The organism is bacterium, assembly GCA_035307765.1.
Taxonomy (GTDB): Bacteria; Sysuimicrobiota; Sysuimicrobiia; order Sysuimicrobiales; family Segetimicrobiaceae; genus Segetimicrobium.
Window position 1 is genome coordinate 17,425 of the sequence record DATGHU010000028.1, and the last position, 19,831, is coordinate 37,255.

17 protein-coding genes, 3 tRNA genes and 1 pseudogene are annotated in these 19,831 nt (G+C 68.7%); 4 read left to right on the forward strand and 17 right to left on the reverse strand.

From position 1 onward, the window contains the following. Nucleotides 1-2 precede the first annotated feature (2 nt). The 6 genes from VKV57_09100 to VKV57_09125 form a co-directional block, all read right to left on the reverse strand. Entirely contained in the window at nt 3-1,334 is a 1,332-nt protein-coding gene (locus VKV57_09100; protein HLW60067.1) for a folylpolyglutamate synthase/dihydrofolate synthase family protein, read from the reverse strand. Continuing rightward, nucleotides 1,331-2,191 carry a bifunctional 5,10-methylenetetrahydrofolate dehydrogenase/5,10-methenyltetrahydrofolate cyclohydrolase gene (locus VKV57_09105; protein HLW60068.1) on the reverse strand — a complete coding sequence of 287 codons (861 nt, stop codon included), beginning with the start codon at nt 2,189-2,191 and terminating at the stop codon, nt 1,331-1,333. Before VKV57_09105 ends, VKV57_09100 begins: the two co-directional genes overlap by 4 nt. Before the next feature lie 217 nt (nt 2,192-2,408). Continuing rightward, nucleotides 2,409-2,482, reverse strand: a tRNA-Gly gene (locus VKV57_09110). A gap of 184 nt (nt 2,483-2,666) precedes the next feature. Continuing rightward, the gene (locus tag VKV57_09115) at nt 2,667-3,056 is read right to left on the reverse strand and encodes a hypothetical protein (GenBank protein ID HLW60069.1); all 390 of its coding nucleotides are present in this window, start codon (nt 3,054-3,056) and stop codon (nt 2,667-2,669) included. 285 nt (nt 3,057-3,341) lie between these two features. After that, a tRNA-Tyr gene (locus VKV57_09120) sits at nt 3,342-3,428 on the reverse strand. Between the two features lie 129 nt (nt 3,429-3,557). Then, the gene (locus tag VKV57_09125; protein HLW60070.1) at nt 3,558-4,520 is read right to left on the reverse strand and encodes a TIGR03560 family F420-dependent LLM class oxidoreductase; all 963 of its coding nucleotides are present in this window, start codon (nt 4,518-4,520) and stop codon (nt 3,558-3,560) included. 301 nt (nt 4,521-4,821) lie between these two features. Here VKV57_09125 and VKV57_09130 point away from each other — a divergent pair, with 301 nt between their 5' ends. Next, complete coding sequence (locus VKV57_09130; GenBank protein HLW60071.1) at nt 4,822-5,184, forward strand: DUF2628 domain-containing protein; 363 nt, start codon at nt 4,822-4,824, stop codon at nt 5,182-5,184. A gap of 51 nt (nt 5,185-5,235) precedes the next feature. Here the strand turns inward: VKV57_09130 and nikC are convergent. The 7 genes and pseudogenes from nikC to VKV57_09165 all read right to left on the reverse strand — a co-directional run bounded on the left by nikC (nt 5,236) and on the right by VKV57_09165 (nt 14,445). After that, nucleotides 5,236-6,057, reverse strand: a pseudogene (gene nikC / locus VKV57_09135) (nickel transporter permease). Between the two features lie 36 nt (nt 6,058-6,093). Next, a complete protein-coding gene (locus VKV57_09140) occupies nt 6,094-7,107 on the reverse strand; it encodes an ABC transporter permease (protein ID HLW60072.1) in 1,014 nt (337 codons plus the stop codon). A gap of 52 nt (nt 7,108-7,159) precedes the next feature. Continuing rightward, nucleotides 7,160-8,761 carry an ABC transporter substrate-binding protein gene (locus tag VKV57_09145; protein ID HLW60073.1) on the reverse strand — a complete coding sequence of 534 codons (1,602 nt, stop codon included), beginning with the start codon at nt 8,759-8,761 and terminating at the stop codon, nt 7,160-7,162. A gap of 199 nt (nt 8,762-8,960) precedes the next feature. After that, complete coding sequence (locus VKV57_09150; protein ID HLW60074.1) at nt 8,961-9,155, reverse strand: hypothetical protein; 195 nt, start codon at nt 9,153-9,155, stop codon at nt 8,961-8,963. 157 nt (nt 9,156-9,312) lie between these two features. After that, on the reverse strand, nt 9,313-9,534 hold the full coding sequence (locus VKV57_09155) for a hypothetical protein (protein HLW60075.1): 222 nt from the start codon (nt 9,532-9,534) through the stop codon (nt 9,313-9,315). A gap of 111 nt (nt 9,535-9,645) precedes the next feature. Then, the gene (locus tag VKV57_09160) at nt 9,646-11,082 is read right to left on the reverse strand and encodes a glycosyltransferase family 39 protein (protein ID HLW60076.1); all 1,437 of its coding nucleotides are present in this window, start codon (nt 11,080-11,082) and stop codon (nt 9,646-9,648) included. 171 nt (nt 11,083-11,253) lie between these two features. Then, on the reverse strand, nt 11,254-14,445 hold the full coding sequence (locus tag VKV57_09165; protein ID HLW60077.1) for an efflux RND transporter permease subunit: 3,192 nt from the start codon (nt 14,443-14,445) through the stop codon (nt 11,254-11,256). Nucleotides 14,446-14,797: 352 nt separating this feature from the next. On the opposite strand from VKV57_09165, the gene VKV57_09170 reads away from it, so the two are divergent. Continuing rightward, complete coding sequence (locus VKV57_09170; protein HLW60078.1) at nt 14,798-15,574, forward strand: 3-oxoacyl-ACP reductase family protein; 777 nt, start codon at nt 14,798-14,800, stop codon at nt 15,572-15,574. Nucleotides 15,575-15,771: 197 nt separating this feature from the next. Next, nucleotides 15,772-16,668, forward strand: a complete 897-nt coding sequence (locus VKV57_09175; protein HLW60079.1) for an EamA family transporter — start codon at nt 15,772-15,774, stop codon at nt 16,666-16,668. Between the two features lie 41 nt (nt 16,669-16,709). Here the strand turns inward: VKV57_09175 and VKV57_09180 are convergent. The 4 genes from VKV57_09180 to VKV57_09195 form a co-directional block, all read right to left on the reverse strand. Then, nucleotides 16,710-16,786: transfer RNA gene (locus tag VKV57_09180), tRNA-Thr, on the reverse strand. Between the two features lie 90 nt (nt 16,787-16,876). Beyond that, entirely contained in the window at nt 16,877-17,632 is a 756-nt protein-coding gene (locus VKV57_09185) for a 3-oxoacyl-ACP reductase family protein (protein HLW60080.1), read from the reverse strand. A 3-nt stretch (nt 17,633-17,635) separates the two neighbouring features. Next, complete coding sequence (locus tag VKV57_09190) at nt 17,636-18,265, reverse strand: class I SAM-dependent methyltransferase (protein HLW60081.1); 630 nt, start codon at nt 18,263-18,265, stop codon at nt 17,636-17,638. After that, a complete protein-coding gene (locus VKV57_09195; GenBank protein HLW60082.1) occupies nt 18,255-18,716 on the reverse strand; it encodes a MaoC family dehydratase in 462 nt (153 codons plus the stop codon). Before VKV57_09195 ends, VKV57_09190 begins: the two co-directional genes overlap by 11 nt. A 32-nt stretch (nt 18,717-18,748) precedes the next feature. Between VKV57_09195 and moaA the strand changes: the two genes are divergently transcribed. Next, entirely contained in the window at nt 18,749-19,792 is a 1,044-nt protein-coding gene (moaA, locus tag VKV57_09200; GenBank protein HLW60083.1) for a GTP 3',8-cyclase MoaA, read from the forward strand. Nucleotides 19,793-19,831: the final 39 nt, after the last annotated feature.

Consider the following 19,831-nt stretch of genomic DNA (forward strand, 5'->3'; position numbering starts at 1 on the left):
GGTTACCTTCTCGCCGGCACGGGGGCCTTCCTCCGGCACAGCCATTCCCGGGCCTCGCCGACGAGGTAGAACGATCCGGTGATCACCAAGACGTCGTCCGGCCCGGCACGCGCACGCGCGCGCGCGATGGCCTCGCGCCGGTCAGGCACGGCGACGACGGCGGAGGTGTGGCGCCTGACCTCGCGGGCGAGGGCCGCCGCCGGCAGCGCGTGGGGGTTGTCCGGGGTGGTCGTGACCACGACATCCGCCAGCGGAGCGATCAACGCGGTCACCGATCGGTAGTCCTTCGTCGCGAGCATGCCGAAGACCACGACGAGGCGCCGGCCGGCCAACAGCTCCCGCAGGGTGTCGCACAGCGCCGCCATCGAGGCGGGGTTGTGGCCGACATCGATGATCGTCGTGGGTCGCGACCCGATCACCTCAATGCGGGCGGGCCACCGCACCGCCGCCAACCCCTCGCGCACGGCGCGCGGCCCGACGAAGATGCCGTGGTCGGCCAGAACCTCCGCGACCGCGATCGCGGTCGCCGCGTTCGTCGCCTGGTGCCGACCCACAAGCGGGACCTGGATCGGATAGGTGGCGCGCTGCCCCCGCACCGTCGCCCGGATCCCGCCGAGGGACAAACTGTCGAGCCGCACCGTGACGTCGCGGCCCACAAGGATGAGCCGGGCCCGCCGCGCGCGGCAGACGTCGTGGATGACGACCGCCGCCTCCGCGGGCTGGGGGGCCGACACCACTCTCCCGTGCGGGCGGATGATCCCGGCCTTCTCCGTGGCGATCTCGGTAAGGGTCTCGCCGAGGATCTCGGTGTGATCGTAGCTGATCGGCGTCACGACCGAGACCAGGGGATCGAGCACGTTCGTCGCGTCGAGACGGCCGCCAATCCCGACCTCCACGACGGCGAGATCGACCCGGCGGCGGGTGAACTGCAGCAGCGCCATCGCCACCGTGACCTCCACGTAAGTGGGGACCCCCCAAGGGTCGTCCCCGGCGGCCTCCACGGCGGGGCGGACGGTCTCCACGAGCGCGGCGACGTCGGCCCGCGTGATCATCGCGCCGTCGATTTGGATGCGCTCCCGGTAGTCGATGAGGTGCGGCTTCACCGTAAGGCCCACCCGGAGGCCCTGGGCGTGGAGCATGCCGGCGATCATCGCCGCGGTCGACCCCTTCCCCTTGGTCCCGGCGACCAGCACGCTCCGGAGCCGGCGGTGGGGATCGCCCAGGCGCTCGAGGAGGCGCCCCATCCGGGCGAGTTTCACCTCGTGGTACGGGCGCCGGGGGCGGCCCGCGGTGATGAGGCCGTCGAGGAAGGCGAGCGCCGCGGCGTAGGTCACGGGGGGCCCTCCAGCTGCATCCGGGCGGCGGTCAAGGTATTTTCCAGGAGCATGGCGATCGTCATCGGCCCCACGCCTCCCGGCACGGGGGTGATGGCGCCCGCCACCAGCCGCACGGATTCGAAATCGACGTCCCCGACGAGCTTCCCGTCGATGTGCCCGTTGCCGACGTCGATCACGATCGCCCCGGGACGGACCAGCTCCTTCCCGATCAGCCGGGGATGCCCGACCGCGCTGACCAACACCTCCGCCCGCCGGGTGTGGGCTCCCAGGTCGGGGGTCTTGGAATGGCAGATGGTCACCGTCGCGTGCCTGGCCAGGATCAACAGCGCCGTCGGCTTGCCGACGATGTTGCTGCGGCCCACGATCACACACTCCGCTCCGGCGAGGCGGGCGCCCGCGTGGTCGATCAGCGCGAGGATCCCGAGCGGCGTGCAGGGTGCCAGCCGGGGGTGTCCCAGGACCAGCCGCCCCGCGTTGGCCGGGGTCAGCCCGTCGACGTCCTTGTCCGGGTGGATCCGCTCGAAGACGGCGTGGGGGTCAATCTGCGGGGGGAGCGGCAGCTGCGGGAGGATGCCGTGGACATCCCCGCGCCGATTGAGCTCGTCGATCAGCGAGAGGTACTCCTCGGGCGACGCGGCGCCGGGGAGGTGAAACGTCTCCGAGCGGATCCCAACCCGCCCGGCGGCCCGGGCCTTGCTCTCCACGTACATCCGGGAGGCGGGATCGGCCCCCACCAGAACCGCGGCCAGGCACGGCGCGACCCTGTGGCGTGCCGTAAACGCTGCGACCCGTTCGGCGAGCGCGGCCCGCCGCGTCTCCGCCAGCGCCCTGCCGTCGAGAATCGTCGCCGCCATCACCGCTCCACTCATAAATGAGCGGGCCGTTGGGGCTGGCCCGCCGCAGGCGTCCCGTGCTATCCTACCACGATCGCATCATCCTTCCCGGGCGTTGGCCGTGGAGACCTTTCGTTCGAGATTGCCGTCATCGCGCCTGCCCGGGGGGCGGCATGGGTGATCTCGTTACTCGCGCCGCAGGGGCCGTCGACGTCAACGGTCCGCACGATGATCCACATGGAGCGGGAGACGGGAATCGAACCCGCATCGCCAGCTTGGAAGGCTGGCACTCTACCATTGAGCTACTCCCGCCCGGCGAATGGTGCCAGTGCCTACTATACCAGACAGGCCCGCCGTTTCCCACACAAAGCGGCCGCCGCGACGGGGGCACGCCGCCCGGAAGCAGACCGCCCCTCGCGGCGCGGGGCCGGCGAGGGTGCGGAGGTGACTCGGCGGATAGATGGCTGGGGGTTAGATGGGGACTCGCGGTCGCGCGCTACGCGTCCTGCCGGAGCCGTCGTTCTTGGTTCTTGAAAATCCGGCTGACGGTCACGATCGCCCCGGCGCTGTGAAGGTAGGCGACAAGCGATCGCCGGATCTCAGGATCCGCGGGCAGCTGGCGGAGATGGACCCGACGCACGCGCCCGGCGGCAACGTCGCGGACCAGGAACGCCCACCCGGCCAGGCCGCGGCCGGCCAGCGCGGCGATCAGATCTTCGGCGGTACAGGCCGGCGCCGTCGCGTCCACGGCAGGAACGCCCCCGGCGTCGTCCGGACTGGCACTGCCGTTCGAGGGTTCGAGCAGCAAAGTCCACCGAACGCGTTCGAAAGTGGCAAATTCCAGGTAGTCGTCGGGGCAGACGAACAGTCGGGGGGGACCCGGCAACCTCCGGGATTCTTGCAGGTCGACGAAGTACCATCCCGGGTCACCCTGGCGGCGTTCCTTGGGGCACCTGAAGCATCGCGCGGGGCTGTGCTGAACCTGTACAGTGGCGACGACCACCGAGAGCCCCCACCCCGTGCCCCGCCTGATGCCGCGGGCACACGACCAAGTAGACGGAGTGCCGATGGAGCGCGGACTCCGTCCTGCTCTGGGTGATGCCCCAAACACGCGCGCGATAGACGGGGCGGGAAGCACACCGACGATGGCCAGGGACGGCGGGGGGATCGGTGGTGGGGAGGGAAGGATTCGAACCTCCGAAGGCATTCCGCCAGCTGATCTACAGTCAGCCCCCTTTGGCCGCTTGGGTACCTCCCCGGTCCTCTCCGAGTGTAGGCACTCAGCCGTGCGCTGTCAACGATCCCGCTGGGCACGCGGGCTTCGCGCGAGAGCCGCGCAGCCAAGCGAAGGAACGTCCCCCGGTCGCGGCGACCGGCCGGCGTCTGCCTACGCCAGGCGCGGCAAGACCTCCTGTGCCACCAGATGAAGCGCGTCGAGGTCGTCCTGATCGAAGACCTGCAGCATCAACCGCTCCATGCCTTCGGCTTCGAGCTCCCGCATCTGCCCGACGATCTCCGCCGGCGAACCGACGAGCCAGCCCTCTTTTCTGAGCAGGCCCGGCAATTGGGAGGCAGGGGTGGCCCGGCGCGCAGGCAGGTACTCCTGGATCGTCCGGGCCCGCCGTTCAATCGCGGCGCCGGTCTCGCCGATGAGGATCGCGCCCATCCACGAGCGCCGGATCGTGTTGGGATCCCGCCCGGCCTTCCGACATGCCGCCACCAGGGTTTCCGTGATGGCCCGGACCTCCGCGGGAGGCCGGGCGCCCGCGCAGTTCCATTCGTCGGCGTGTTTCGCCACGACCTCAAGGACGCGAGGCTTCCTTCCGCCGATGATCAAGGGAAGGTGGGGTCGCTGGACGGGCTTCGGCCACCCCACCGCACCGTCCAACTGATAGTATCGTCCGGCGAACTTCGCGGGACCCTCTCCCCAGAGGGCGCGCATCACGTGAACGCTCTCCTCCAACCTCCGAATCCGCTCGCCGACCCGGGGATAGGGAATCCCGAACGCCTGATGCTCGCGGTCGTGCCAGCCCGCGCCGACCCCCATGACCAACCGCCCGCCGGAGAGTTCGTCCACCGCCGCGGCGTGGCGGGCGAGCATGGACGGATGGTAGAAGGTGATCGGGCAGACCAGCGGGCCGAAGCGGATCCGCTGGGTCATCGTCGCCAGCGCGGCCAAAGACGTCCAGACGTCCAGCCCGGGGCGGGTCGGCACGTCGAACAGGGAGAAGAGGTGGTCGGACCGCCAAAGCGACTCGAACCCCAAGGCCTCCACCGTCTCCGCGATGCGCCGCCACCGGGCCCAGGTCAGACCCTCCTGCCCCTCGATCATTACCCCGAGCCGAATCATGGACGCCTCCGATCAGGACGTGCGGATCTTTGTTAGGAACCGAAGGTTCAACCGCGAGGGCGGCACGCGTCCTCCCCTGCCGGCACGCCCCCATCCCACGCGGCTGCGAAGTCGATTCGGGCCTCGTGCCGAGATCGCTTGAGAACGGCATTCGCCGGGGGCGCCTCCCTCGCGGTGCGAGCATCGGCTATGGATTCTGCCCGGGGCCGGGGCCCCCTGCCCCGACCGTCGGTGAGGAAAATCGCCGGCCGGCGGCGAACCACTCCAGAGGAAAGACGACCTGACCGAGGTGAACACGAGCATGGGCGTTACGGAACGCATTGTGCTGATCCTGATCGCCGCAGGAGTTTTGACCCTGGTGATCTGGCTGGTGCGGGCGCTGTCCTCGTACCCTCAGGATGAGGCCGCGCAGTCCCCCGGGGGCCGGGTGGCGCGCGACCTGACCGGCGCCACCACCCCGCCGAAGCTCAGCTGGAACTGGGGGGCGTTCTTCCTGGGGCCGATCTGGTACCTGCTGGAAGGGCTCTGGGTCCACGCGATCATCATGACCACGCTGCTGTTGCTCTCCGGCGCCATCCTGCTGCCGTTCGTGATGCTCTACTCCGGACTGAAGGCCAACGAGACGCTCGCGGACAAGCGTCTCGCACAGCACAGTTTCTATTAACCGCGAACCGCCGGTCCGCGGGATCGCCCGGCCGTCGCCGCACGCGGGAGGCTAGGCCAGCTTTCGCAGGCGGGGGTCGAGCAGGTCCCGCACCCCGTCCCCCAAGAGGTTGAACCCCAGCACCAGGAAGAGGATCGCCAGCGCGGGAAAGGTCGAGATCCACCACTGATCCATCAGGAATCGGCGGCCCTCGGACACCATCAGCCCCCACTCCGGCGTCGGCGGTTGCGCGCCGAACCCGATGAACGACAGCCCGGCGGTGGTGAGGATGATGTTGCCGACGTCGAGCGAGGACTGCACCAGGATCGGCGCGACGGCGTTGGGGATGAGATGGCGCAAGAGGATCACCGCGTCCGTCGCCCCCTGCGCGCGCGCGGCTTCGATGTAGGTGCGGGCGCGCAGCGCCAGGACCTGGGCCCGCGCGATCCGCGCGTAGGCCGGCCACGAGGTCACGGCGATCGCCAGCAGCGCATTGGTGAGGTTGGGGCGGAGGATCGCCGAGATGGCCATCGCCAGGACCAAGCTCGGAAAGGCCAGAAACATGTCGGTGATCCGCATCAGCGCCTCGTCCCACCAGCCGCCGGACCACCCGGCGAGCATGCCGGCCGCCACGCCGAAAATCGTGGCGACGGTCACGACCGCGGCACCCGAGACGACCGAGATCCGGGTGCCGTTGATCACCCGCGAGAACACATCCCGCCCCAGGGAGTCCAGGCCGAAGGGGTGTTCCCGGCTCGGCCCGGTGAGGCGGTGCCCCAGGTCTTGAGCGATGGGGTCCTGCGTCACGAGGATCGGGCCGAGCAGCGCGATGGCGAGAAAGCACAGGACGATGATCCCGCCGGCCAGCGTCAACGGGCTTCTACGCGATGCCTGCCAGACGAGCTCCGTGGGCCACCCCTCGACCGGACGTTACGTGTAGCGGATCTGCGGATCCAGGTAGGCGTACAGGATATCGACGAAGAGGTTCGCGCCCGAGTAGATGATCGCGATCACCAGCGTCGCGCCGAGCACCGCCGGGATGTCGACGTTGGTGACGGAGTTCGTGGCGTAGCGCCCCAACCCCGGCCACGAGAAGATCGTCTCGGTCAACACCGCCCCCGACAGCAGGCTGCCGTAGGTCAGCCCGATCACGGTCACGGTCGGGAGCAGCGCGTTCCGCAGGGCATGGCGCAGCACCACCCGCTGCTCTCCCACCCCCTTGGCGCGGGCGGTCCGCACGTAGTCCTGGCGCAGGACCTCGAGCAGGCTGCCCCGCGTCATCCGCGTGATCAGCCCGGCCGAGTAGTAGCCGAGCACGAACGCCGGCAGGACCAGGTGGCGCAGGGCGTCGCGGAGGGCGTCCCAATCGCCGGAGAGCAGCGCGTCGACCGCGACCATGCCCGTGATGTGCGGGGGCGTCTGGGTGTAGATCCCCAGCTGCCCCGGCCCCGGCAGCACCCCCCAGCGCGAGTACAGGAGGCCGAGGAGCAGCAGCGCGACGTAGAACACCGGCAGCGACGTCCCGCCGAGCGCGAAGACCCGGGCGATCTGATCGGGCCACCGGTCCTTGTGCAGCGCGGAGATGGTGCCGGTGGGAATCCCGATCACGATCGCCACCAAGATCGCCGCGGTCGACAGCTCGATCGTGGCGGGGAGATACTGGCGGAGGTCCTGATTGACCGGGCGGTTGTCCATGATCGAGATCCCGAGGTTCCCGTGGAACAGATCCCTCAGATAGTAGGCGTACTGCACCGGGAGCGGGCGGTCCAAGCCGATCTGGTGCCGCACCTTTTCCACCAAGGCGGGAGGCGCATGCTCACCCAGGTAGGCGACGACGGGATCAGCCGGGACGACGTGCGAGATGACGAAGGTGATCAGGGTGACGCCGAAGAGGACAAACACGGTCAGCGCGGCGCGGCGCGCCACGTACCGCAGGAGGTTCATCGGACGGGCGTTCAAGGGGGGCGGGTGCCGCCACCCGCCCCCCGGTGCCTCCCTACTGCTTCGTCATCGAGAGGAAGTCGAAGTAGTTGACCGGGTCGAACACCAGATTCTGGATCCGCTTCGAAACTCCGAACGAGATCATCGGCTGATAGAGGACGGCGAAGGGGCCGTCCTGCGCTTCGATGTCGTTCACCTTCTTATAGATTGAGGCCCGCTCGGGGGTGTTCTGCATCCCCGCCGCCTGATCGACGAGCTTGGCCAGCGGGTCGTTCGCGTAATTGAGCCGCCAGGCCAGCGACTTCTGGGTGTAGTCGCCGAACGGCTTGGCGAAGTCGTCGGGGTCGGGATAGTCGACGTACCAGCCCAGCAGGACCATCTGCGCCTGCTGCGCCCGGTAGGTCTTGAGCATCTCGCTCGATGCGATCTGGCGGACGTTCACCTTGATGCCGACCGCCCCCAGGTCGTTCTTGATTTTGGCGGCCAGGTCGCCCAGGGAGACCCCACCCGCCGCCGTCCCGGTCCCGGTGAGGAGTTCGACGGTGAAGCCGCTCGGGAACCCCGCTTCCGACAGAAGGCTCTTAGCCTTGGCCGGATCGTGCTTGAACGGGAGCGCGGCGTCGTAGCCGAACAATCCCTTCGGAATCACCCCCTGCAGGGGCAATCCGTTTCCGTTCAGCAGGTCGTGGATGATCCCATCGTAGTCGATCGCGTACTTCACGGCCTGCCGGGCGGCCGGCTTCCCAAACGCCGGCACGTTCTTGACGTCCATCCCCAGGTACTGCATGGAGAGGTCCGGCGTCTGGGCGACGTAGAACTTCGCCTCGTGCTTGAGCGCGTCCAACTGCGACGCCGAGAGGTCCCAGGCGATGTCGACGTCCCCCCGCCCCAACATCTCCCGCTGCACCGTGTTCTCGATGATGTTGGAGAAGATGATGCGCTTGATCGAAGGCGCGGGCCCGAGGTTGTAGTGCGGGTTGGCTTCAATTTCAATCGTGACCTGCCGCTCCCACTTGACGAGCTCGTACGGGCCGCTGCCGGCGGAGTGGTCGTTGAGCCAGTTGCTGCCCCAGTCGTTGTTCTGCACGTGCGCCTTCACCGTCTTGCTGTCCACGATCCCGGTCACCGGGTTCGCCATGATCGAGAGGAAGGCCCCCGGGCTGAACGGCTTGGGGAGCGCGACGACCAGGGTGTAGGGGTCCGTCGCCTTAACGGCGCTCAGCACGCTCTTGTCGTCGACCCCCATTTGGGTGATCAGCCACGACGCGGGATCCTTGGGCAGGTTCACCACCCGCTGGAAGGTGTAGATCACATCGTCCGCCGTCAGCGGGTTTCCACTGCTGAACACGACCCCGTGCTTCAGGTGGAAGGTGTAGGTCCGAGAATCCGGGCTGACGTCCCAGGACTGGGCAACCTGCGGCCGCGGCTGGGTGAGGTTCCCGCGCACGAACGTCACCAGGTTCGAGTACAGCTGGTGGTCCGTCACCGTGCCCGAGAGCTCATAGGCGAGGTTCGGATCCAGGGTGACCGCGTCGGTGATGTCATGCGCGATGACCACCGTCTGCTGAGGCCCATAGTTCGCCGCGAATCCGCCGGGGACCCCGGCCCACGCACCGAACAACACACACACCAACGTTCCGACCAAGAAGCGCCTCATTCTCCACCTCCCCCTGGGCGCATCTGCTACCGGGCGTGTTCGGCGCATCTCTGTACGCCACCTGCCTCGCCCCTCCCACCCCCGGCAGGAGCAGCGCAGGCCCTCAGGGGATCTCCCTGAGGGCCTGCGGACGCATCGACGCCGGGCCGGGTCGCGGCCCCGCGTGATCTAGCGGAACCTTTCGGCGAAACGTCGAGCCCTAATGGCCCTCCGAATCGTTGCAGGCCGAGGATTCCACGATGGCCGGCTGCACCTGACAGGCACTGTACGTCTGGAGCACCGGCACCACGATCTCACCGCCGCCGCCCCCGTGCGCTTGAGCGGTTCCGACGAATCCCAATCCCAGTCCCATACCGGCGATCATCGCCGCGAGTGCCAACGGCACAATCCGCATCCACTCCACCTCCTGATTTTGCGAGGCCTGCAGTGATCACGTGCCTGGTTCGTCGCTTGTGCCTGACTCCGGGCGATCGGGGTTCTTGGAAACGTTGGTTGACACGAGACCTTCGAGAGCCGAGTGCCGACGATCTGCGGCGCCGCGCCCCTGGTCGTTACTCTCGGGTGAGGCCCTGCCCGCCGCCGTTCAGAGAGGCCGGACGACCGGGGCAGGCGCCCCCGGACAGGAAGACCGCCGTCATGGGGGTGAGGCACATGGTGCTTCCGACCGTTGGGGGAATCTCGTCTCCGGCAGCGCGGGCGCCGACAACGCCGACGGACATCGTCCACAGCATCGTGCAGGCCGCGAGCACGCACATCGTCCGCATCACGCTCACCTCCTGAGCCCTCTCACTAGATTCACTGCCCCGGATGTGGCCGGATTAGACCACGAGGTGTCATGCAGAGGGGGGAACACCGACGGAAGTTAGCCGGAGGATCGCAGGAGATCAGGGCCGGCTTGGCGCGGCCTCCCGCATCAGCAGGACGACCCGCCCGCGCCCGCTGCGAGCCTCAATGGGGAAGAGGCGGACGGCCGCGGCGGTGAACCGGGGGAAATATTGCCTGAAGGTGCCCCGCCACAGGACCACCGCGGCGGTCCGCTCCTCCCGGAGCGCCGCGGCCAGCTGCCCCTCGGAGATCTGGCCGACCCAGATGCGCGTCAGGGACGTATCGATCAACCGGGCCGCGAGCGCGCGGTGAGCCAAAAAGGCCACCATCGGGTCATCGCTCAGGACTTTCCCGTTCGTGGGGAGGGCTCCCGCCAGCCGTGTCACCGCCCGACCGAGCTCCGCGGAGGCGTGCATCGGCGGCATCGCTGCCAATGCAACCGCCAAGAACCCGATCCCCCCGACGGCGACGGCGGCATACCGCGCGGGGCGCCACGCCGGGCCCCCAGCGGTCGCCCAGGCCGCGACCCGACCGAGCACCAAGCCCGCCAGCAACGCGAGCGGGGAGAAGAGGATCGGGAGGTGATGATCCCACAACGGCGTCAAGACGATGAGGCCCCCGCAGTCGGCCGCGAGCCAGACGACCAGGGCGCGCTCCAGCCACCGGCCCTCCCTCACCGCCCACCACGTTCCCAGGAGTCCCAGGCCGCTCAGCGGCCACTCCGCCAGGAGGAACCGCCCGAGCACGGCGGCGTGGGCCGAAGCCGTCTGGTGGAGCGCGTGCGCCAGCAGGAGGTGGAAGCCGAAGACCTGATCCCGGAATCCCGGCAGGGCAACCACCGGAATGAGCATGAACGCGGCGGCGAGGATTCCCACCCCCACCGCGGCGCACCGCCCCGGGAGCCCCTCCCTACGCTCCAGCGCCACGGCACCGGCGAGGGGGATCAGACAGGTCACCGCCGTCAATTTGGTCATGGAGGCGAGTGTGGCGGCGCCGCCGGCCGCGGCCCACCACCCCCATCCACGACGGCGGCCCATCACGGCCAGGGCGAGCGCCGTGCAGGCGAGTGCTTCCCCCGGGAGTTCCATCTCGACCGTGTGCGACATGGTCAGGAAGGTCGGGCGCCCCAGGAGGAGACACACGGCCAGGACCCCTCCCCCGGGGGATCCACGAGTCGAGAGCAGCGTCAGGATGGCCAGAAGGTAAACCGCCGAGGAGAGGACGACCGTGCCCCTCGCCGCGACTAAGGAAGGACCGAGGAGGCGAAACATCCCGCGCATCGCCACGATCAGCACCGGGGGTTGGCTGAGGAACACGTCCCGGTACAGGCGGTCGCCGCCCGCGACCGCATCGGCGGTGGCGGCGTACACTCCTTCATCGTAATCGTACCGCGCCGGGATGGGCGTCCGGACCACCTGGTCGAGCTGCCACGCCGTGTGGGCCGCGATGAGGCAGATCCCAACCGCCCACCACGCCGCCACGGCGCGAAAGCCCATGGCCGTCACGGGTCCGAGCCCGAGGGAGACGTGCGCGGCACCCGCGGATTTGAACCGATCCTGTCCGCATGGTTCATGGTGGACCGATCGCTCCGGCGCGGACAGGTAAGGGCGCGAGAGCCATCAAACCGCCCCACCCGTCTCAGGGGCGCGGGCGGGGCGCGAGAGGTCTCACGCCCGGGGGTCGACCGGGCGGGGCGCCTTTTGGGATCGGCGGGGGAACCGCTCTTCGAAGATGACGTAGAGGGTCGGGATCAAGAGCAGGGTCAGTCCGGTTGAGACGCTCAACCCGCCGATCACGGCGCGCGCCAGTGGCATGTTCGTCTCGCTGCCCTCGCCGAGCCCTACGGCCATCGGGATCATGGCGAGGATCGTCGCCGAGGCGGTCATCAGGATCGGGCGCAGCCGGATTCGGCCCGCCTTGAGCACCGCGTCCGCGACCGCCAGCCCCCGATCCTGCAGTTTGTTCGCGTAATCGACGAGCAGGATGCCGTTGGACACCACGACCCCCACCATGGTGATCACGCCCATGAACGACATGATCGAGAGCGTGGTGTGGGTCAGCAGAAGCATCCAGATCACGCCGATGATCCCCATCGGCACCGTGAACATGATGACGAACGGGTCCAGCAGCGACTGGAACTGCGACGCCATGATCATGTAGACGAGCATCAAGGCCAGCGCCAGCGCCAACCCCAGGCTGCCGAAAGCGCTCCCCTGCTGCTCGGTCTGTCCGGCGATGTGGTAGGAGAACCCGGCGGGGAACGGGAGGCTCCCCAGGCGGGCCACGATCTCCTGGGACACCGTCCCCAGCGGGCGGTCGATGACGTTCGCGGTGACGTCGATCACACGCTGTTCGTTCTTCCGGTCGATCTCCAGGGGCTCGCTGCCCAAACTGATTCGGGCGACGTCGCGCAGCCGGATGGGCACCATGGGGCCGGGCGCCGGCGTGGACCCCGGCCCCGGATCCGCCAGCGCCGCCAGCGGGACGTTTCCGAGATCCTCGGTGTGCGTCCGGTACTGGTCCAGCAGCTTCACGACGATGTTGTATTCGTTGCCGCTGACCGGGTCGATGTACTGGCTGGCGGTACCGACGTTCCCCGACATCGCCGTGTTGATCATGTTCGCGATCGCCGTGGGCGAGAGCCCGAGCTGCGCCGCCTTCTCCTGGTTCACCCCGACCGTAAAGTTCGGGTACGCTCCCCGGGGCGTGACCTGCACGTCGGCGGTCCCCGGGATCGCCGTCACGATGTTCGCCACCTCACGGGCGAACTGGGCGCCGACCTGCTGATCGTACCCGAGCAGCTGGATGTCGATCGGCGCCGCGGACCCGAAGTTGACGACACGGTTCTGCAGCCCCCCGGTGCGCAGGAACATCTGCACGCCGGGAAACTTACCCTGCAACCCCCGCCGTACGGCGTTCGTCAGCTGATCGGTCGACTGCCGCCGGAGCGTGGGCGGCACCAGCCGCACCTGGACGTTCGCGGTGTTCGACCCGGCGTTCCCGCCAAATCCCCCGCCGGAGGAGGGAATGCCGGAGTTCGTATAGATGGTGATGAGATCTTGGGCGGGGATGATGTCCCGGATGATCCCGGAGACCTGCTCGGCGAGCACGGAGGTCACCGCCACGGCCGTCCCCTGGGGGGCCTCGAGGTTGATTTGGAACTGGCTCTCATCGGTCGCCGGGAAAAACTCCGTGCCGATCCCCCGGGCCGCCACGAGCGAGAGCACGAAGATCAGCGCGATCCCGGCGAGCACCGGCCCCCGGTGGCGCAGCGTCCACCCCAGGGCCGCCTGGTACCCCCCGTCGAGCCGCTCCATCAGCCCCTCGCTCCAGCGGTTGAAGCGCGCCAGGGGCCCGTTGGCCAGGGGCGCCGGTTCGGAGCCCGCCACGCGGAGCAGCCGGGTGCTCAGCACCGGGTCGATGGTCATCGACACCAGATAGGACGCGGCGAGGGCGAAGACGATGGTCAGCGCCATCGGCACAAACAGCCGCTCGGCGATGCCGCTCAGGAACACCACCGGGAAGAACACCGCGATCGTGGAAGCCGTGGAGGCCAGGACCGGCAGCCCCACCTCCTGGGTCGCCGTGACCACCGCCTCGAGCACGGTCCGCCCGGGGATGGTCAGGTGGCGCGTGATGTTCTCGCGCACGACGATCGCGTCGTCGACCAACCGCCCCATGGCCAGCGTCAGCCCGCCGAGGGTGAAGACATTCAGCGTCTGGCCCGTGAAATAGAGCAGCAGCAGCGCGCTGGCCACGGAGAGCGGGATCCCCAGCCCGACGATGAACAGGCTCCAGAAGCTCCGCAGGAACACCAGCACGACGAGAAAGGTCAGGCCCGCGCCGATCAGCGCCTCGTGCCCGAGGGTGGTGATCGCCGCGCGGATGTAGCGCGACTGATCGAAGCTCACGGACAGAGTTACCCCGGGCGGCAGCCCGGTCAAGTGCGGGAGCGCCGCGCGGAGGGCGTTGACGGTTTGGATGGTGTTGGCGTCCGGCTGCCGGCTGACGAACATCACCACGCCGGGTTTGCCGTCGACGTGCACGATCTGGGTCTGGTCGGCCGCCGCGTCCGCGACCTGCGCCACATCCCGGATGTGCACCGGCACCCCCTGCGGCGTCTTGATCACGACGTTCTGGATCGCGGGAACGTTCTGCAGTAGCGTGGGGACGTTCAGTTGGTAGTCGATCCGGGTGTTCCGGAGGCTCCCGGACGGGATCAGCGCGTTGTACCGGGTGAGCGCATCCTGAACGTTCTGCAGCGTCAGCCCCGTGGCGACCAACTTGTGGGGGTCCACGCTGACGTTGAACTGGCGGACCAGGCCGCCGTTAACGAACGCCTGGGACACCCCGGGGAGGCGCTCCAGCTGCGGCTCGATGGTGTTGAAGGCAAGATCGTACAACTGCCGGGCGTCGAGCCCCCCGCCCCCCACGACCACTTGGACGACCGGGATGTTGGAGATATCGAACTTTGCGACATAGGGCTGGCTGACCCCGGTCGGCAGCGACCGCATCACCCGCTGGACGTTCTGGATGATCTCGACCTCAGCGGTGTTGAGATCGGTCCCCCAGTTGAACCACACATCGATGTCGCTGTTCCCCTGCCGGGTGGTGTCCAGGATCTGCTGGACCCCGGCCACCCGGGTGACGGCCTGCTCGATCGGATAGGTGACCGTGCGCTCGACCGCCTCCGGGCTCGCGCCGCTGTAGTTCGTCACCACGGTGATCACGGGAATGGTAATCTTCGGGAAGAGGTCGGTCGGTAGGCGGGAAAATGCGATCTGGCTGAGCACCACGACGGCGATGCTCGCCATCAGGACGAAGATCGGGTTGCGGGTTGCCCCCCGCGTGAGAAACATCAGATCCTCCTAGAGCCTTCCCCGGGGATCACCTTCGCCCGCTTCCCGTCTCGCCTGAGCTCACCGACGGCCGACATCGGGGTCGGAGCGGCCGCCCGGCGCTTCCAGGTGATATACGCCCACGATGAGACCCGATCCTCTCCTCCGCGCGGGCCGGCTCTCCGATCGCCATCTTCTGTCCGGTGTGACCGCGCCGTTATCGGCGCCGGGTTCCGCCCGGACGGTATGTATTCACGACGCCGCGGCCCCACAATTGAGTCTCACAGGCCATGGCGATTTGGCTCTCGCCGGGTGCCAGACGCATGGCCCCAGCAGGCGCCGCTCCAGGTGCACACGAATAGTCACCACCCAAATGCGACTGAGCGGTCAGACCGCCTTGGTGACCGGAGCTTCCCGCGGCCTGGGGCGGGCGATCGCGCGCTGCCTAGGACGGGAGGGTGCCGCGGTTTGCGTCAACTATGTGGCCCGTGCCGAAGAGGCCGCTGCCGTGGTGGACGCGATCCGCACCGCGGGCAGTCGAGCGGTCGCGGTGCGGGCGGACGTCGGCGACGTCGAGCAGGTCCAACAGATGATCGACCGCGCCACGGATGAGCTGGGGCCGGTGTCCATCCTGGTCAATAACGCCGGTGTGTCCTACCGCGCCACGCTCGAAAGTTTCGACCCGGCCGCGATGGAGCGCATGCGCCGAACCAACGTCGACGGGCTGATCCACGTCACGCGCGCCGTGGCCTCGGGCATGCGGGAACGCCGATACGGACGCATCGTCAACCTCACCTCGATCGCCAGCCACGGCACGACCCTGCCCGGCAGCACGTTCTACGCGGCCACCAAAGCCGCGGTGTCGATGTTGACGCGGCGGTTCGCCATGGAACTCGGACCGTCCGGCATCACCGTCAACGCCGTGGCCCCGGGGTTCATCCTCACCGACATGGTGAAGCAGGGTCGCACCGAGCAAGAGTACCGGGACATCGTCACACGGATCAGCGAGCGGTCCATGGTCGGCCGGCCAGGAGAACCCGACGATATCGCCCGCGCGGTGGCGTTCCTGGCGGCGCCGCACTCCGGCTTTATTACCGCTCAGATCCTCACGGTGGACGGCGGCCGTATGGACTACATCGGCCACCCGTAATCCGGCCGCGAGCGATCGTGTTGGGTCCCAACCCCAGGTGCACGCGGCGTGACCTCCTCCCCACCTCTACCCGAACGTGACACGGTTGACCGCGCACCCACGGCTTGGGCCCGGCGTCTTGCGAGGCGAGGAGACACGCGTCCTCGCGCGGATCCCAACAAGCCGGGTACGCGAACCTCGAGTTCAGCGGGTGGCCAATGAACGGGAGTGACATGGCCCTGGCCACCCTCACGTCAGTGATTTGGGGGTTCGGGTTTGTTGCGATTAAGTTCGGGCTGGAAGGCTTCACCGCCCCGCAACTCACCGCGCTCCGGTTTCTCATCGCCTGCCTTCCCGTTTTCCTCGTGCCTCGACCCAAGATCTCATGGGGATCGATCGTGCTGATCGGGATGACCCTATTCACGGGACAGTTCCTGCTGTTGTTCTTCGCCTATGGGCAGGGGATGCCTCCGGGACTCGCCTCGGTGACCCAGCAGACGCAGGCGTTCTTCACCGTCCTGCTCGCGGCGGTGTTCCTTCGGGATGTCCCCGGCGTTCGACAGTGCGCGGGCATGGCGATCGCCTGTGCGGGTTTGGTATTGATCGGACTGACGGTTGGATCTGACCTCAAGATCGCGGGGCTCGGCCTGGCGCTCGCCGGGGCGTTCAGTTGGGCCGTGGGAAACGTACTCGTGAAACGCACGCCTACCGTCCCCATGTTCTCATTGGTGGCCTGGTGTAGCCTTGTTCCCCCGCTGCCCGCGATCATCGTGTCGGGCCTGTCCGATCAGCACAAGACCCTGCTGGCGGCGGTTTCTAGCGCATCATGGGTGAGCCTCGCGGCGGTCGTGTACCTCGGGGCCGCGGCCACCAGCCTAGCCTATGCCATCTGGGGCCGGTTGCTCCAGCGCTACTCGACCGCGGTGGTGGCACCGTTCGCTCTCCTTGCTCCCTGCGCAGGAGTGTTGTCGTCCGCGGTCATCTTAGGTGAGGTATTCAGCCCGATGCGCTATGCTGGCATGGCCCTAATACTCGCCGGTGTCGCCACGACCATCCTGCCGACCCGCCGACCGGGGGTGATGCCCTCCGCCCGAGAGGCGTCGCGGCAGGGTTAGGGCCACGGAACTCGCAACGCCGTGTCCGTCCTGGTTTCTGTTGGAGCCCTCGACCGGATTCGAACCGGTAACCCCCTCATTACAAGTGAGGTGCTCTACCGAGTTGAGCTACGAGGGCGGCTCCAACCCGTAGTCTAACAGCGCCCGGGGGGACTGGCAAGGACAGGCGATCGGCAGGCGAAACACCCATCGGCATCCGGCTCATCGCCTAGGCCATGAACAATCCGCCGTTCACGTCGATCGTGGTGCCGGTGATAAACGCCGACTCGGGGCCCGCGAGAAACACCACCACGCGCGCCACGTCCTCCGGGGTGCCCAGACGGCGGAGCGGGGTGCGGGTGACGAAGTCCTGGCGCACCTCCTCCGGCCACGGCCGGGTCATCTCGGTCGCGATCACGCCGGGCGCCACGGCATTGACCCGGATCCCCTTCGGCCCATACTGCCGGGCCAACGTGCGGGTCAGCCCGATTACCCCGGCCTTGCTCGCCGCGTAATCGATCCCCGCGGCGATCCCGCCGACCCGGGCGGCGAGCGATGAGATGCTGACGATCGAGCCGCCGCCCTGCTCGACCATTAGCGGCAGCACCGCCTGGGTCACAAAGAAAACGGCTTTGAGGTTGATCGACATCAGGCGGTCCCACCGATCCTCGGAGAGCGCCTCGGTCGCCGTTTGGTTGAGAATGCCGGCGTTGTTCACCAGAACGTCGATCCGGCCGAACGCGCGGTGGGCCTCTCGTACGACCCGGGGGATCTCGGCCGTCCGCGCGAGGTCCGCGGTCAGAAACGCCGCCTTTCCCCCGTGCGCCCGGAGCGCCTGGGCCGCCTCCTCCCCCTCCCGGTCAAGCCGGTCGGCAATCACCACGGCCGCGCCGGCCCGGCTGAGCCCCGACGCGCAGGCCAGACCGATCCCGCGCGCTCCTCCCGTCACCAGCGCCACCCGATCCACAAGCCCCTGCGACGTCATCCCTCAGCCCTCCTGCGGTAGAATCCCCGGCGCCGCCTCGATCAACGTGAACACGCCGAACCACGCGCGCTCCAGGCCGCGAATCTCGAGACCGGCTCGAGCGGGGAGCGCCGACACCTCCAGGGTCAGATGGCAGGCGCAGCGGGCGAGATGGACGGGCGCGAAGCGGCGGAGCACCCAGTTGAGCGCCGGGACCGTCCCGAGCCCGTGCTCCAGCAGCAGGACGCGCCCGGTGGGGCGGCAGACCCGGGCCAGCTCGCGGAGCAGCCGCACCGGGTCAGGGGTCGTGCAGACCGTCAGCGTCGAGACGACCGTGTCAAACGTCCGATCCGGAAACGCCAGCGCCTCCGCGTCCATCACCTCCACGGCGAGCGGGCGCCCCAGCCGGACCGCCCGGGCCAGCGCGCGTTCCAGCATCGGCCGGCTGAGATCTACCCCCACGATCGGACATGTCGCGGCGTAGTACGGGAGGTTGACGCCCGTCCCCACCCCCACATCGAGGACTCGGCCGCGTGCCCTGGACAGCAGCCGCCGCCGCAGCCGGCCGAGCAGCAGGCGCTCGGCGACCCACTGCTCCCGGTCGTACCGGGGCGCCAACCGCGCGTACACCGCGCGGATCTCCTCAACGCCCAACGAGCAGCACCGCCTCGCCCTCCAGCACGACCTCCCCCGATTGATTGGCGCACCCGGTGCGGAGGGTGACGATCCCCTTGTCCGCCCTGATCGCCGTGATTTCCACGGTCGCGGTGACCGTATCTCCCGGGTAGACCGGCCTGAGGAACTTGAGGGTCTGGCTGAGATAGATCGCCCCCGGGCCGGGAAGGACCGTGCCGAGGGTGGCGGAGATCACCCCCGCCGGAAGCATCCCGTGCGCGACCGGCCGGCCGAACCGGCCCGTGCGCGCAAACGCTTCGTCGAGGTGCAGGGGGTTGCGGTCGCCGGAAAGCGCCGCGAACTGCTCGATGTCCGCCTGGGTGATCGTCTTGGACAGGCTGGCCCGCTGGCCGACCCGAAGATCCCGCACGCGCACGCCCGGGGGAGTCACGGCCCCCACTTCGCGCCGCGCGCAACGGGTCCTTCCCATCGAGCGCCTGCGGCGGAGCGCAAACTGCTATAATGACTACCGAGATGGCCACGATCGTTTCCCGACATCCGCACCAGCCGGCCGCAGCCCCGGGCGAAGGCATGCGCGACCAGTACGGCCGCAAGATCCGCGACCTGCGGGTCTCCCTGACCGACCGCTGCAACCTCCGCTGCGTGTACTGCATGCCGGAGGCGGTGGAGTTCAAGCCGCGCGACGAGATCCTCACCGACGACGAGATCCTGGTGCTCGTCCGCGTCGCGGCCGAGTTGGGCGTCACGAAGATCCGGCTCACCGGCGGGGAGCCGACCGTTCGGTCCAACATCGTCGGCCTCACCGCCAGGATCGCGCAGGTGTCGGGCATCGAGGATCTGGCGATGACCACGAACGGGGTCCGTCTCCGCGAGCTCGCGCAGCCGCTCGCCGCCGCCGGGCTGCGGCGCATCAACGTCAGCCTCGACACCCTCGACCGCGAGCAGTTCCGGGCCATCACCCGCTGGGGAAACCTGGACGACGTCCTGGACGGGCTCGCCGCCGCCGAGGCCGCGGGGCTGCAGCCGGTCAAGGTCAACGCCGTCGTCGTCCGCGGCTTCAACGAGGACGCCGTCGCGGACCTCGCCCGGCTCACCCTGACCCGCCCCTGGGCCGTGCGGTTCATCGAGATGATGCCGTTCGGCAGCGTGGCGGGGTTCCAGACAAACGCGTACGTCCCGAGCCGGGAGACAATGGGACGGATCGAAGCCGCCCTCGGCCCGCTCACCCCGATCGACGTCACCGGCTACGACCCGGCGCGGACCTACCGCCTGGCGGGCGCCCCGGGGACGCTCGGGTTCATCAGCTCGGTGAGCCAGCCGTTCTGCGCCCAGTGCGGGCGGGTGCGTCTCACCGCCGAGGGCCGCCTGCGGCTCTGCCTCCTGCGGGACGACGAGGCGGACCTGCGCACGCCGCTGCGCGCCGGGGCGAGCTACGAGGAGATCCGGGAGCGGTTCCGCGCCGCCGCCTACCGCAAGCCGTGGGGACACGGGCTGGCGCGCGGCGTCATCCCACAGCGGCGGATCATGTCGCAGATCGGCGGGTAACGCACACGCGGCCCCCCCCCGGTTGGGGGGGCCGCGTGA

Bases quoted from the DNA above. Each gene is read 5' to 3' on its own strand.
- VKV57_09105 (HLW60068.1), bottom strand. From the start codon at position 2,191: ATGGCGGCGACGATTCTCGACGGCAGGGCGCTGGCGGAGACGCGGCGG.
- VKV57_09125 (HLW60070.1), bottom strand. From the start codon at position 4,520: ATGATTCGGCTCGGGGTAATGATCGAGGGGCAGGAGGGTCTGACCTGG.
- VKV57_09130 (HLW60071.1), top strand. From the start codon at position 4,822: ATGGGCGTTACGGAACGCATTGTGCTGATCCTGATCGCCGCAGGAGTT.
- VKV57_09140 (HLW60072.1), bottom strand. From the start codon at position 7,107: ATGAACCTCCTGCGGTACGTGGCGCGCCGCGCCGCGCTGACCGTGTTT.
- VKV57_09145 (HLW60073.1), bottom strand. From the start codon at position 8,761: ATGAGGCGCTTCTTGGTCGGAACGTTGGTGTGTGTGTTGTTCGGTGCG.
- VKV57_09150 (HLW60074.1), bottom strand. From the start codon at position 9,155: ATGCGGATTGTGCCGTTGGCACTCGCGGCGATGATCGCCGGTATGGGA.
- VKV57_09160 (HLW60076.1), bottom strand. From the start codon at position 11,082: ATGGGCTTTCGCGCCGTGGCGGCGTGGTGGGCGGTTGGGATCTGCCTC.
- VKV57_09165 (HLW60077.1), bottom strand. From the start codon at position 14,445: ATGTTTCTCACGCGGGGGGCAACCCGCAACCCGATCTTCGTCCTGATG.
- VKV57_09170 (HLW60078.1), top strand. From the start codon at position 14,798: ATGCGACTGAGCGGTCAGACCGCCTTGGTGACCGGAGCTTCCCGCGGC.
- VKV57_09175 (HLW60079.1), top strand. From the start codon at position 15,772: ATGAACGGGAGTGACATGGCCCTGGCCACCCTCACGTCAGTGATTTGG.
- VKV57_09185 (HLW60080.1), bottom strand. From the start codon at position 17,632: ATGACGTCGCAGGGGCTTGTGGATCGGGTGGCGCTGGTGACGGGAGGA.
- VKV57_09195 (HLW60082.1), bottom strand. From the start codon at position 18,716: ATGGGAAGGACCCGTTGCGCGCGGCGCGAAGTGGGGGCCGTGACTCCC.
- moaA (HLW60083.1), top strand. From the start codon at position 18,749: ATGACTACCGAGATGGCCACGATCGTTTCCCGACATCCGCACCAGCCG.